Source organism: Gammaproteobacteria bacterium, assembly GCA_029881255.1.
Classification (GTDB): Bacteria; Pseudomonadota; Gammaproteobacteria; order S012-40; family S012-40; genus JAOUMY01.
Window position 1 is genome coordinate 83,688 of sequence record JAOUMY010000011.1, and the last position, 12,546, is coordinate 96,233.

Sequence of the window (12,546 nt, forward strand, 5' to 3'; positions counted from 1 at the left end):
CCCAATACTCTGTATATCATGAATACCGATGGATACGGCCGCGCAATACATACGCAAACCGAAACCCTTTAGGGCAGGACAATTAGAAGAAAGGACGAATCAGAGCGTCGCGTACACGCTCAGGAATGATCGTGGTGTTCTTCTTCATTGTTACCTTGGCGGCGCTCAAGCCGTTTCTTGCGTAACAATATCATAGTCATCACCGGACCCGAAAAGACAAACGCCAGGAATATTAAGAACAGAACTTGTGGAGGGCCAAGCGAGACAAACACGAACACCAGCACTACCAGCAGCATGGTCACAAAGGGTACGCGTCCTCTGACGTCGAACTCTTTGAAGCTGTAATAACGGAAATTGCTTACCATTAACACACCACCCAGCACCGTAATCACCCAGGACAGAAAGGGGACTTCGCTGCCGGAGATGCCATAGTCAGCGCCCACCCAAACAGCACCAGCAACCAATGCCGCCGCCGACGGACTGGGAAGACCCTGGAAAAAGCGTTTGTCACTACTCGCCGCCTGGGTATTGAAACGCGCCAGACGCAAGGCCGCGCCGGCGGTAAAGATAAAAGCGCCCAGCCAGCCCAGCTTACCCAGGTCCTGTAAGGCCCATAAATACATCACCAGACCCGGCGCCAAGCCAAAGGACACCATGTCCGCAAGACTGTCGTATTGAACGCCAAACTCACTTTGCGTATTGGTCATGCGTGCCACGCGCCCATCGAGACCGTCGAGCACCATAGCGACAAAGATTGCACTCGCGGCTATCGCGAACTCACCTTTAATAGCGTAGATAATGGCGAAGAAACCACCAAATAGACAGCCGGTGGTAAACAGATTAGGTAACAGATAAATCCCGCGACGACGCGGTTTCTGCGAGAGGTTTTTTTCCATGCGCGTATTCTACACCTGAATTACGTGTTTGGCTGCCCTTCTATGATCGAAGCAGCGGAATTGTGTATCAACGTGGCGATCACCGTAACACCGGATGCAACACGACGCCCGGCCTCAATTTCGATACGCGTGTTAAGCGGCAAATAGACATCGACCGAGGTTCCGGGAAAGAAAAAACCGCAACGATGGCCCTGACCAATGCGCTCTCCGGGTTGCACATAACATTCCGGTCCACGTGGACCGCGTGTTTCAATTCCAAATACGACGTCGTCTTTTTCGTCCGTCTGTATCCAGGAGGCGTGAAAACCACCTGACAAATCTGGGTTCCATTGTTCCATTACCTTGCCTTCAATCGGACTACGGATGGAATACACTCCAGAGCGCGACATGCTGATGCTAATGCGTTTTGCATCGCGTTTAAGCCAGGGGTCTTGCGCATTATCAACACTAGTGACGTATCCATCGACAGGACAGATGACGGCCAGAGGTAAGGGGGGCGATTTGCGAGGAGGATCGCGATAGAGGTAAAACAGTGCGACTAATAAGACAATAAGCGGCAATGCGTACAGATAATGGACGAAATACACCACCGCAGCAGCCACCGCCGCGACTATGAATATAAACCGCCAGCCTTCGCGGGCAACCATAGGATGTCGAGCCGCCACCACTGCCTCCAATCAAGCAACAAATGCGCGCGACACTATACCCCGAGTCGACTCTATAGAAAATAGCCCAAGCTGGATAATCCCTGATAAGCACCGAACCTCAATACCATCATTAGGATAGCAAAAAATCAATTTAACACTGTTTTTCCGATTTGAGATTCGATAATGTAAGTCACAAACTGATACTTCGGTATCGGCACAGGGAAGACAAAATAATCGCCAATACAGGGACGGGGAACACCATGAATATTCAATTCAAGAAATCCGCTATTACCATCGCCATATTGCTTGGTCTCGGCCTGCCGATCAGCCAGGCGCAAACCGCTACAGTCGACAACACACTGGTACAACAGCATGATGCCAATACCTGGCTGGAAATCGATGCCGCGGGGTTTGAGAATAATTTACAAATTCTGCGAAAAGACGTGCTCAATCACGACACCGCGATATGCGCAGTAATGAAGTCCGATGCCTATGGGCATGGGGTCTCCTTGCTGATACATTCCGTCATGAAACTGGGCATCGATAGAATCTGCGTCGCCAATAATTCTGAGGCGCGAAGCGCAAGACTACAGGGGTATCAGGGAAAGATAATTCGCATACGCATTGCTTCAATGAAAGAAATCGAAGAAGGGCTCGCGCTAGACATCGAAGAAATGTCTGGCAGCCTGACCCAGATAAAAGCCTTGTCACAACTCGGCAATAAACATCAGCGTGATATACGCATCCATTTTAATCTGAATTCTGCCGGCATGAGTCGCAATGGTCTGGAGATCGATACCGATATCGGTAAAAAAGATGCATTGGAAATTCTGAAACTACCGCATATCAACATCACCGGCATCATGACCCACTTTCCCGACGAAGAGACGGATGCCATCAAAAAAGGTCTGGCGCAATTCAAACTAGATGCGGACTGGATAATGCGCCAGGGCAAACTGGATCGAAAAAACATCACCCTGCATTGCGCCAACACCTTTGCCACCACGCGTGTACCGGAAACTCATCTCGACATGGTGCGCGTGGGTTCGATGTTATATGGCATGAACGCCTCGCATCTGAAAAAAGTAAAACCCGTAATGTCGATGAAGACGACGGTAGGCAGCGTACACAATTACAAAAAAGGCGACACCGTCGTCTACGACCGCACCTTCACCCTGCAACGGGATTCACAGCTGGCCAATCTGCCTTTGGGATATAGCGACGGCTATAACCGCTCATTTTCCAATCGCGCGCAGGTGTTGATTAACGGGAAACGTTTTCCGATAGTTGGCAAGATCACCATGAATACCGTGATGGTCGATGTCACCGGCAGCAATATCAAACCAGGGGATGAGGTCGTGCTCTTGGGAGAACAAGGCCAAGAGTCGATATCGATGAATGAATTGATGGCCTCTTCATATACTTTTTATGGTGAGTTCTTTATGAATGTGGGTTATGCCAATCCACGGTTTTTGAAATAAGTCGTACTTCCCCGTGGACAGATGTAAATATATTAAATGGTCGCTTGGACAGACCGCATTTCTCATCCACGGTGACAGTATTTCGAATCCCGGCACCGCATCGGAAGGATGTATCATTATGAGTTATTCGACACGAATGAAGATATCGAACAATGCAGATAAATCTCTCAAGGTGGTGAAATAATAATGCGAACGATATTGACGATCTTTTTGATACTTTTCACACCGCCAATTTTTGCACAAAATATAGCAATGCCCGATTGCACGGGAATAGAGAACTACCCTGCCAGTATGGCATTTGTTCATCTTAAAAATGCCGGTATTACATCTAATGACAAAATAGATTTTTCTCGCACGACGGTTAGTCGACTCGCTTCAGAGAAAAAAGAACACAATGTATTCCAACAAGTCCACTTGGTGGCTTATCAGGAGAAGTCTGGCAAGAAATTTTCACTGATAACGTTTAACGATGTATCAAGCGAAGAATGCTCAATGAGCCAGGCTGAGGTTTACCTTATAGACAGGCGCTTGGACAAGTAACGAAAGGGATATCGATCGATATTTCTAAGCGCTTTTTTTGTCACGATGAATCTGAAATCAGTTTTTGATCTGATTCTTTTTCCAATTTTGTTCGACGACGGCTACCGACGATATCGAAGAAAAACCCGGTTAATGGATTAAAGCGATTGATACGAAAAATCAGGCGTATCGGACTGACCCGTCGCTTCCTACGCATTTCGCGTATCCTGGGTAAAAACATAACCACCGTCAGCAGGCGCAATAGAAACGACAAAATGAAAATATTGTATAAGGCCGTCAGCCAATCAAACTCGATACCGAACAAAGTAAAATGTTGCGGCAACACGCTGCCAAGTACACCACCGAGCATTGCGCCAAAGAACACGCCAAAACCGGCGGCGACATTATGCAAGGCCAGAAAAGTTACTCGACGATTGGCTGGAATCAGTTCGTACAAATAGTTACTCGCACTCAGATTGAAGCCAGCCCAGGCAAAGCCGCTCAGCGCCTGGGTAAACAACAGGTAGTAAAAATTACCCGAGAAAATCCACATCAAGGGAATTAGCGGAATCAAGGAACCGCATACTATCATGGTCACCCGATTGCCGAACACATCGGAGATTCTTCCCCAGCGGTTCAAGGTCAAAAACTGGATTAACACCGCGGCAGCGGTACACACCATGAACTCCATATAACTAAAGTGCAGATCGCGCAGCAAATACACGGAAAAAAACGGCGAGGCCACGGCAACCGAAAACTGTATCAAGGCAAAGAAAAGTGAAAAGTGTAAAAACGTCGAACTACGTAGCCATTGACTCCAGTGGCAATCGTCAACAGGTGCTTCTGTTGCGTTTGAATGCGCAGGTGGGTCGTACATCATCGCCAGATGGTAAATCGAAACCACCCGTGCCACGCAGGCCACAGTAAAGATAATGAAGTAGCCATTGAGCGTCGCTTCCCGCTCGTCAAACCAGTGCAGGATATAGCCGGCAGCGATCAGGGCCACAAACGAGGTCAAACTGGCAATCTTGGTCCGCAGCGCAAAATAGCGCCCGCGTTTGCGCTCATCGACCAGATCGCCCATCATGCTCGTCCACTGGGGGATGGTCAGATTGCCCGAGGCATAGTAAAGCACCACGCTGGCAATCATCAGCGGTACGGCATAGTCGGGAAACCAGAGCGGTAATATGGCCAGAGGCACCCAGGAAAAGCCTTGGCCGATGGCGCCGGCCAGGATAATCCGTTTACGGTGTCCGGTTTTATGGCCTAACCACGCCGAGAGTAATTGAATAAACGAGGCCAGCAATGGCGGCACCGAGGCCAGAAACCCGATCTGACTGGTGGATGCCTTGAGGAACACCGCATAGGCGCTGAAATAGCTCTCCCCCGCCCCCGCCATCACGGAATACGAGGCCCCATCCCGGATGGAATGCCGTAAGGATTTATTTGTTATAGGATCCTTGGAAAATCTATTAACCACGTTTTTGACCAAAGATAAAAATTGGAGTGTCTCAGATATCTGTTGGCGGATAGAGTTCCGGGATTCTTGAGGGGATTTACGAAGTGATTAGTAGAAAGCGCCAGGCTAATTGTGTGATAAAAAGCTGCGTTGACACGGTAAAGATGATGATCAATAGTAATATAATTCTAAGGGATTAAAGCAGGGAGGTAATCGCAATGTCCGGGAATGCCCAAGCTGCAGTCAATGAAAAATATGCCGGCGAACGATACAAACCGAAAGTGCCAGCTTGCGCCGAATCCAAAATTGAATTGAACTTTAATGGCAGTCGCTTGTTGATGACAGTAAAGGGTGACAAAAATCGCTATTTTACTTATCAAGCGGTATCCGGTCGCCCAAATCAAAGCGGTAAATTCGTTTATTCTGATGAACGACAGAAAAAGGCCTTTGAAGGACCAATACAGCAGGCGGATTACTGGATTAACCCCGACGAGATTTGGGAAAACTCCTGGTATAAATTCTGGGTCTCAGACGAGGCATGGGGTGAGTTTCGTATCACCATACACCCCTATCCGTCTACCAAGACCCATGGTCGCGGAGGTTTCTTCATCCACGGCGGAACCGTTAGAGGCAGTGCCGACTGTATCGATTTAACTACCCATATTTCTCAATTTATAAAAGACTTGAAACGTGAGCTTAACGGTCGCCTGAACAGTTACGTTCCACTTCGGGTCAGGTATCACTAGGCCTTGACCATGCTCAATAAAGGGATAGTGATTGCATTGCTTCTGCTAAGTGGTTTCATCATATACATCAATGCTGCAAGCCTGTTTGAGGCATATGGCAGCGGACCACCGTATTTTTCCAGAACCACAAATATGGACAAATGGGTAAATCCCCTGCCGACACTTGCTGTGCTAGACATCATTTTCGTGATTATTGCCTGGCTAGGCGCAAGGAAATTTATTAAAAGCAAGCGATAGCGGCTTATGTGTTTTGCGTCCTCAGAGACCTCAACATTGCAGACACACCTACACAATATTCAAAAAAAAAGCACAGCATTTTAAAATGCTGTGCCTTTCAAACTACTAGACTCACCCCTAAAACTTTTCTTCCACTACATGTCGACAATACACACAGTGAAGAAATAAAGTCTTAGTTCTTATCCTTATCGACCAACTTGTTGCGTCCAATCCACGGCATCATGTCGCGTAGCTTGGCGCCAACGATTTCGATTGGATGCTCGGCATTCAGGCGACGCATGGCAGTCATTTCAGGATAGCCTGACTGGCCTTCCAGGATAAATTGCTTGGCGTATTTACCTTCCTGAATATTCTTCAGCGCTTGACGCATCGCTGCGCGACTTTCGTCGTTGATAACGCGAGGACCAGTCACATACTCACCATACTCTGCATTGTTTGAGATGGAGTAGTTCATGTTGGCGATACCGCCTTCATACATCAGGTCAACGATCAGCTTTAATTCGTGCAAGCACTCGAAGTAGGCCATCTCTGCTGGATAACCGGCTTCAGTTAGCGTTTCGAAACCAGCCTTAACCAGTTCAACCGCGCCGCCACACAATACCGCTTGCTCACCGAAAAGGTCGGTTTCACACTCGTCGCGGAAAGTAGTTTCGATGATACCGGTACGACCACCGCCGATAGCAGAGGCATATGACAATGCGATTTCTTTCGCCTTGCCAGAAGCATTCTGTTGAACAGCAATCAGGTCAGGGATACCGCCGCCGTTTTTGAATTCATTGCGTACGGTGTGGCCAGGTGCCTTTGGTGCGATCATGATTACGTCGAGATCACTACGTGGGATGATCTGGTTGTAGATGATGGCGAAGCCGTGTGCGAAAGCCAGGGTCGCGCCTTTCTTCAAATGCGGCTCGATTTCCGCTTTATACAACTGTGACTGGAATTCATCCGGCGTCAAAATCATAACCAGATCCGCACTGGCAACCGCTTCAGGAACGTTTGCCACTTTCAAACCGGCAGATTGCGCCTTGGCCGCAGAAGCAGATGTTGGACGCAGACCAACGGTAACATCAACGCCAGAATCTTTCAGATTGTTAGCGTGGGCGTGACCTTGTGAACCGTAACCGATGATGGAAACCTTCATCCCTTTGATGATGTTCAGGTCCGCGTCTTTATCGTAATAAACTTGCATGTTCTCTCACCTCAAAATAATAAAATCAAAATCGTTTCAAACCACAACGTGGTTTTTTATCTAAAGCTGTAAGGTACGCTCGCCACGGGCAATACCAGAAACACCCGAACGCACAACCTCCAGTATCAAATCACCAGCTACCGCTTTGAGAAAGGCATCAAGTTTGTCACCCGGTCCTGTCAGCTCTACGGTATAAGTGGTATCCGTTACATCAATAATATTGCCGCGAAAAATATCTGCCAGACGCATAATCTCTTCACGCTGACCAGCCGATTCAGTCGTACACTTGACCATCATCAACTCGCGTTCGATATGCGGACCTTCTGTCAGATCGATCAACTTGACCACGTCTATCAGCTTGTTTAACTGTTTGGTGATCTGCTCAATTATTTCTTCCGAGCCAGTAGTCACAATCGTCATACGCGAAAGCGAAGCATCTTCTGTCGGCGCTACTGTCAGTGATTCTATATTGTAACCGCGTGCCGAAAACAATCCCGCCACACGTGACAATGCACCGGCCTCATTTTCCATCAACAGAGAAATGATATGTCTCATCATGCCAACTCCCTATCCGAAGACATACGCATTTCGTGATGCGCCTTGCCTGCTTCAACCATGGGGTAAACATTCTCAGACTGGTCTGTAATGAAATCCATAAACACTAAACGATCTTTCATCTTAAAGGCTTCTTTCAAAGCGTCTTCAACATCGCCTGGCTTTTCGATACGCATACCGACATGGCCATAGGCCTCGGCCAGTTTCATAAACTCAGGCAAGGCATCCATATAAGACATGGAGTAACGACCTTCATAGGTAAACTCCTGCCACTGACGCACCATACCCAGGTAGCGATTATTCAGATTGATAATCTTCAGCGGCAACATGTATTGCTTACACGTGGACAGCTCCTGGATACACATCTGAATACTGCCTTCGCCGGTAACCACCGCCACAGGCTTATTCGGATGCGCCAATTGTACGCCCATTGCCGCCGGCAGACCAAAGCCCATAGTGCCCAGACCACCGGAGTTTATCCAACGACGAGGCTTATCAAACTTATAAAACTGCGCCGCCCACATCTGGTGCTGTCCAACGTCGGAGGTCACAAAGGCATCGCCCTTGGTGACTTCCCACATTTTTTCGATAACAAACTGTGGCTTGATCAGTTCACTGCTGCGGTTGTAATACAAACACTCTTTGGCGCGCCACTCTTCGATCTGCGCCCACCACTTGTCCAGCGATTCCTTGTCCGCTTTTTTGCGTGACGTTTTAAGCGCCTTATTGATATCCGTAAGTACGCGTTTAACATCACCAACAATCGGAATATCGACTTTTACGGTTTTTGAAATCGACGCGGGATCGATATCCACATGGACTATCTTCGCGGTGGGACAGAACTCGGCGAGTTTGCCGGTAACACGATCGTCGAAACGCGCACCGATCGCGATCAACACGTCACACTCATGCATAGCCATATTGGCTTCATAGGTTCCGTGCATACCCAACATACCCACGAACTGCTTATCCGTAGCGGGATAGGCACCCAGGCCCATCAAGGTATTGGTAATCGGATAATTCAAATACTGGGTAAACTCGACCAGCTCTTTCGAGGCATTGCTCAGCACCACGCCGCCACCGGTATAAACCATCGGGCGACGCGCAGATAAAATCAGCTCAACCGCACGCTTGATCTGTCCCGGATGCCCCTTGACTACCGGATTGTACGAGCGCATACGCACACTCTTGGGATGCTCGTATGGAATCTTGATGCGCGGATCGGTCACATCCTTAGGAATGTCCACCACAACCGGGCCCGGACGGCCAGTCGTCGCAATATAAAATGCCTTTTTCAGCGTCATCGCCAGGTCTTCGACGTTTTTGACCAGGAAATTGTGTTTAACACAAGGGCGTGTAATACCAACGGAATCCACTTCCTGGAAGGCATCACTACCGATAACCGGTGTGGGAACCTGACCGGTGATAATGACCATCGGAATCGAGTCCATGTAAGCGGTCGCGATACCGGTGATAGCGTTTGTCGCTCCTGGCCCAGAAGTTACCAGACACACACCGGGTTTGCCGGTAGAACGCGCATAACCATCGGCCGCATGCGTGGCTGCCTGTTCGTGGCGTACCAGTACGTGTTCGACATCGCTTTGATTGTAGATCGCGTCATATATATGTAGTACCGCGCCACCGGGATATCCAAAGACGTATTTAACGCCCTCGTCTTTTAAAAATCTGATGAGTATTTCAGCACCGCTGAGTTCCACGCCGTTCTCCTGCGCCTATTGTTGGTTAAGTTTTAACCGGATCAATACCGGAACGGCGCATATTACTGCAAAAAAAAACCGATGGCACTTTATTTTGTACTCTCTGAGAGAAAAGTGGGGTAAAGATAGATATTATTAGTCTATTCTATGTCAATTGTGGGAAATCGATATCCGTCCATCTATTACCAAGGGGGTAATACCGCTTTGTTGTTGATTTGTTGTAGAATATGCGCCTGTTTTTAGGACACCTCTGAGTGAAATTCATCCTGACGCCTGCATACCGACAACTCATCCAATCCTGGTTGATATCTGCCAGACAGGCGAAGAAACTAATTCCGGTTATATCAACTTGCGATTAATGACAGAACCCCTAACCCAACAAGGCGTCATCATCATACAGGGCGTCACCCGCGACGGTCGAAAATTTCGTCCGTCTGACTGGGCCGAGCGCATGAGTGGCATGTTGTCGACTTTTGGCAAGGACCACCGCATACATTATTCGCCCTTGCTCAAACCGATATCCTTCGGCGGCGCCAAAAGCGTGGCTTTGCATTGCTCGCTTTTAGAGACGCACCCAGGTATCTACAATCAATTAATTGATTTCGCACGTCGCAACGAGCTGGTAGTCGTTGACGAATCAGGAAAAGAAATCGAGATGTAAACCGCCTATGCCTCGACGAAAGTCGAGTCGACTTCCTCTTCACCGCTCAGGCAAACACCCAGGTCGCGCAAGATTCCGTCATTGATGTTGTATATCCAGCCATGCAATGTGAGTTCCTGGCCTCGCGCCCAGGCATTACTCACGACATCGGTTCGCGCAGTATTTAATAACTGGCGCAACACATTCAGTTCGCACAAGGTATCGATCTGGTCCAGACGCGTACTGAGTTTATCTATGGTGTCGCGATGCTGCTGCAATACTTCGCGCACGCTGCGCAGCCATTTGTGTATTCTTCCGGATGTGTTGCCATCCAGAGCTGCCGCCACCCCACCGCACCCATAGTGACCACACACTATAATATGTTTCACCTTGAGCACATCGACGGCGTATTCAATCACCGACAGACAATTTGGATCATCAAGATAGACAAGATTGGCCACGTTGCGGTGAACAAATAACTCACCTGGCAACATACCAACAATTTCGTTTGCGGGCACACGACTATCTGCGCAACCTATCCATAGGTATTGCGGTGCCTGCTGCCCGGACAATTTGGCAAAAAACTCGGGATCAATTCCCTTTATTTTTTGGGCCCAACGCTTGTTGTTTTCAAACAGCTCCGGGAGATTTAACATGCAGCCTCGTATTCCTCAGTAGTTAGTACTTATTTATTTTCCATCAACCACTCGCGCCATTCATCAAACAAACGTTTGTCTGAGGAAGCGACTGCAGAGCGCGGCTCCATCGTGCCGACAAATACTGGCTCGCCGGAGAGTGTGCAGGCATGCCCACCGCTTTCGAGCATGATGAGATAGCCGGCCGCATAATCCCATAACTTTTGCCGCCCATGCAAATACAAATGCCCCCGCCCGCACGCCATCCAGCACCAGTCGAGGGCAACAGAACCAAAACTCCGTTGAGAGCTAAACGGTGGCGCTTTGATCATGCGCTCTAATAAAACTTCGGGCAGACGCTTGTAATCAACGATAGCAACAGATTTACGCAACGGGACTTCTATAGGATCGTTTTTGATGGGCTGACCATTGAGAAACGCGCCTTTACCCCGCTCGGCCATAAAACATTCTTCGCGCATGGGATCGTAGACCACTCCCATTTGCAACTGTCCGTCCTTGATAAACGTCAGCGATACCGAAAAATAGGGAATGCCTGCGGCAAAATTACTGGTACCGTCCAGAGGATCCAAAACCCACAAACCCTGGTCAGAGGCCTTAAACAAGTCCTCGTGCTGTTGTTTGCTCATTTCTTCACCGAGAAACGCGTATTGTGGCCACACTTTTTTCAGCTCCTCGGAAATGCGTTTTTGCATTACCAAATCGGCATCTGTGATGTAGCTACCATCACTCTTCAGCCGATGCGAGACATTCTGATAACGGGGACAGATTTCCTCAATGGCGACACGTTTAACGATGTTAGCAACAGAATCCAGCATATTATTGATTGACAAAGGATAGAATTAGTCTTGTACTTTACAGTGAAACAGCAGTTAGGTCGAGCGAATTGCTCGGCGAAAAGCTTAAAAAGTATCGAACGGTTGACGATAAAGGAGGGACGGAAAGATGCCGCTGATGAAAATGGAATGCAATATCAAAATAGAAGCGATACAAAAGAATAGCCTTTTGCAGAAGATGTCGGACTTGACCTCTCGAATACTCGGCAAACCAGAGAGTTATGTGATGTGTATTCTGGAGGACGGCAAAAACATGAGCTTTGCTGGAAATAGCGAACCGGCATGTTATGTGGAGTTTAAAAGCCTGGGCTTGCCAGAAGATAAAACCCAGGATTTATCCAAGGCCATTTGCGAACAGATTTCCGAAAACATCGGGATTACATCCGGACGCATATATATTGAATTTTCCAATGCCCAGCGCCATCTTTGGGGTTGGAATAACGGGACATTTTAGACATGTTTAAAACGTTGCTCTATTTAGGTTTATATGGGTCAATCGCCAGCATTGGCTGGTTTATTTATGATTCAATGGAAAATAACGAAAAACCCATGCAGGAAATCCAGGCGCGTATCAATACGCTGACCAACAAACTATCTGAGGGCGACAATAAAGTCATATATCGTTGGAAAGGCGACAAAGGACAATGGGTTTATGGCAATAAAGTACCCAAAGATCGCGCGCATCTTGCGGAAGAATATGATTACAGAAAAGAGCTGGAATTATTGAGATCCCTGCCTAAAGAGGCCTTACCAGTTCAATCGAATATACAGGGCGAGGAAAAAGAAGTTCCAACCGGTGAAGGCTTTGTTATTCCCGGCATTCCAAGCCTGGATCAGGTCGCCAAATTACTGGAAGGCTCAACCAACATAGAACAAAAGCAACAAGAGCGGCTCAATAGAATCGACAGAGCGCTGCAGGAACAGTAGCGCCACACTTTTTTCGCAACTCCAATCAACGTTATACTGGAGC

General features: G+C 48.1%; 15 protein-coding genes. 7 read left to right on the plus strand and 8 right to left on the minus strand.

Features of this window, described 5'->3' with window-relative positions:
• Positions 1-119 precede the first annotated feature (119 nt).
• Positions 120-896, minus strand: coding sequence for a CDP-diacylglycerol--serine O-phosphatidyltransferase (pssA, locus tag OEZ43_17395; GenBank protein MDH5547362.1), 777 nt, complete (start codon positions 894-896; stop codon positions 120-122).
• Between the two features lie 20 nt (positions 897-916).
• Positions 917-1,561, minus strand: a complete 645-nt coding sequence (locus tag OEZ43_17400) for a phosphatidylserine decarboxylase (protein MDH5547363.1) — start codon at positions 1,559-1,561, stop codon at positions 917-919.
• Positions 1,562-1,803: 242 nt separating this feature from the next.
• Here OEZ43_17400 and alr point away from each other — a divergent pair, with 242 nt between their 5' ends.
• Together alr and OEZ43_17410 are read left to right on the plus strand one after the other, a co-directional pair.
• Positions 1,804-3,024, plus strand: a complete 1,221-nt coding sequence (gene alr / locus OEZ43_17405) for an alanine racemase (GenBank protein MDH5547364.1) — start codon at positions 1,804-1,806, stop codon at positions 3,022-3,024.
• 186 nt (positions 3,025-3,210) lie between these two features.
• Positions 3,211-3,564, plus strand: coding sequence for a hypothetical protein (locus tag OEZ43_17410; GenBank protein ID MDH5547365.1), 354 nt, complete (start codon positions 3,211-3,213; stop codon positions 3,562-3,564).
• A gap of 40 nt (positions 3,565-3,604) precedes the next feature.
• On the opposite strand, the gene OEZ43_17415 is transcribed toward OEZ43_17410, so the two are convergent.
• Entirely contained in the window at positions 3,605-4,942 is a 1,338-nt protein-coding gene (locus OEZ43_17415) for an MFS transporter (protein ID MDH5547366.1), read from the minus strand.
• Between the two features lie 278 nt (positions 4,943-5,220).
• On the opposite strand from OEZ43_17415, the gene OEZ43_17420 reads away from it, so the two are divergent.
• Together OEZ43_17420 and OEZ43_17425 are read left to right on the plus strand one after the other, a co-directional pair.
• A complete protein-coding gene (locus OEZ43_17420) occupies positions 5,221-5,748 on the plus strand; it encodes a DUF2778 domain-containing protein (protein ID MDH5547367.1) in 528 nt (175 codons plus the stop codon).
• A gap of 9 nt (positions 5,749-5,757) precedes the next feature.
• On the plus strand, positions 5,758-5,985 hold the full coding sequence (locus OEZ43_17425) for a hypothetical protein (GenBank protein MDH5547368.1): 228 nt from the start codon (positions 5,758-5,760) through the stop codon (positions 5,983-5,985).
• 172 nt (positions 5,986-6,157) lie between these two features.
• On the opposite strand, the gene ilvC is transcribed toward OEZ43_17425, so the two are convergent.
• From ilvC to OEZ43_17440, 3 genes are read right to left on the minus strand one after another with little or no spacing between them, the layout of a single operon-like run.
• On the minus strand, positions 6,158-7,174 hold the full coding sequence (ilvC, locus tag OEZ43_17430) for a ketol-acid reductoisomerase (GenBank protein ID MDH5547369.1): 1,017 nt from the start codon (positions 7,172-7,174) through the stop codon (positions 6,158-6,160).
• 60 nt (positions 7,175-7,234) lie between these two features.
• Entirely contained in the window at positions 7,235-7,729 is a 495-nt protein-coding gene (gene ilvN, locus OEZ43_17435) for an acetolactate synthase small subunit (protein MDH5547370.1), read from the minus strand.
• A complete protein-coding gene (locus OEZ43_17440; protein ID MDH5547371.1) occupies positions 7,729-9,447 on the minus strand; it encodes an acetolactate synthase 3 large subunit in 1,719 nt (572 codons plus the stop codon). Before OEZ43_17440 ends, ilvN begins: the two co-directional genes overlap by 1 nt.
• 358 nt (positions 9,448-9,805) lie before the next feature.
• Here OEZ43_17440 and OEZ43_17445 point away from each other — a divergent pair, with 358 nt between their 5' ends.
• A complete protein-coding gene (locus OEZ43_17445) occupies positions 9,806-10,108 on the plus strand; it encodes a DUF3579 domain-containing protein (GenBank protein ID MDH5547372.1) in 303 nt (100 codons plus the stop codon).
• 5 nt (positions 10,109-10,113) lie between these two features.
• On the opposite strand, the gene OEZ43_17450 is transcribed toward OEZ43_17445, so the two are convergent.
• Both OEZ43_17450 and OEZ43_17455 read right to left on the minus strand, forming a co-directional pair.
• Positions 10,114-10,743 (minus strand): carbonic anhydrase, encoded by a 630-nt coding sequence (locus OEZ43_17450; GenBank protein MDH5547373.1) that lies wholly within the window; start codon positions 10,741-10,743, stop codon positions 10,114-10,116.
• A 29-nt stretch (positions 10,744-10,772) separates the two neighbouring features.
• A complete protein-coding gene (locus tag OEZ43_17455; GenBank protein ID MDH5547374.1) occupies positions 10,773-11,558 on the minus strand; it encodes an inositol monophosphatase in 786 nt (261 codons plus the stop codon).
• 127 nt (positions 11,559-11,685) lie between these two features.
• Between OEZ43_17455 and OEZ43_17460 the strand changes: the two genes are divergently transcribed.
• Complete coding sequence (locus tag OEZ43_17460) at positions 11,686-12,030, plus strand: phenylpyruvate tautomerase MIF-related protein (GenBank protein MDH5547375.1); 345 nt, start codon at positions 11,686-11,688, stop codon at positions 12,028-12,030.
• A 2-nt stretch (positions 12,031-12,032) separates the two neighbouring features.
• Positions 12,033-12,503, plus strand: coding sequence for a hypothetical protein (locus tag OEZ43_17465; GenBank protein ID MDH5547376.1), 471 nt, complete (start codon positions 12,033-12,035; stop codon positions 12,501-12,503).
• Positions 12,504-12,546: the final 43 nt, after the last annotated feature.

Excerpts from the sequence above, each read along its gene's own strand:
- pssA (MDH5547362.1), bottom strand. The coding sequence starts at position 896 with ATGGAAAAAAACCTCTCGCAGAAACCGCGTCGTCGCGGGATTTATCTG.
- alr (MDH5547364.1), top strand. The coding sequence starts at position 1,804 with ATGAATATTCAATTCAAGAAATCCGCTATTACCATCGCCATATTGCTT.
- OEZ43_17410 (MDH5547365.1), top strand. The coding sequence starts at position 3,211 with ATGCGAACGATATTGACGATCTTTTTGATACTTTTCACACCGCCAATT.
- OEZ43_17415 (MDH5547366.1), bottom strand. The coding sequence starts at position 4,942 with ATGGCGGGGGCGGGGGAGAGCTATTTCAGCGCCTATGCGGTGTTCCTC.
- OEZ43_17420 (MDH5547367.1), top strand. The coding sequence starts at position 5,221 with ATGTCCGGGAATGCCCAAGCTGCAGTCAATGAAAAATATGCCGGCGAA.
- OEZ43_17425 (MDH5547368.1), top strand. The coding sequence starts at position 5,758 with ATGCTCAATAAAGGGATAGTGATTGCATTGCTTCTGCTAAGTGGTTTC.
- ilvC (MDH5547369.1), bottom strand. The coding sequence starts at position 7,174 with ATGCAAGTTTATTACGATAAAGACGCGGACCTGAACATCATCAAAGGG.
- ilvN (MDH5547370.1), bottom strand. The coding sequence starts at position 7,729 with ATGAGACATATCATTTCTCTGTTGATGGAAAATGAGGCCGGTGCATTG.
- OEZ43_17445 (MDH5547372.1), top strand. The coding sequence starts at position 9,806 with ATGACAGAACCCCTAACCCAACAAGGCGTCATCATCATACAGGGCGTC.
- OEZ43_17450 (MDH5547373.1), bottom strand. The coding sequence starts at position 10,743 with ATGTTAAATCTCCCGGAGCTGTTTGAAAACAACAAGCGTTGGGCCCAA.
- OEZ43_17455 (MDH5547374.1), bottom strand. The coding sequence starts at position 11,558 with ATGCTGGATTCTGTTGCTAACATCGTTAAACGTGTCGCCATTGAGGAA.
- OEZ43_17460 (MDH5547375.1), top strand. The coding sequence starts at position 11,686 with ATGCCGCTGATGAAAATGGAATGCAATATCAAAATAGAAGCGATACAA.
- OEZ43_17465 (MDH5547376.1), top strand. The coding sequence starts at position 12,033 with ATGTTTAAAACGTTGCTCTATTTAGGTTTATATGGGTCAATCGCCAGC.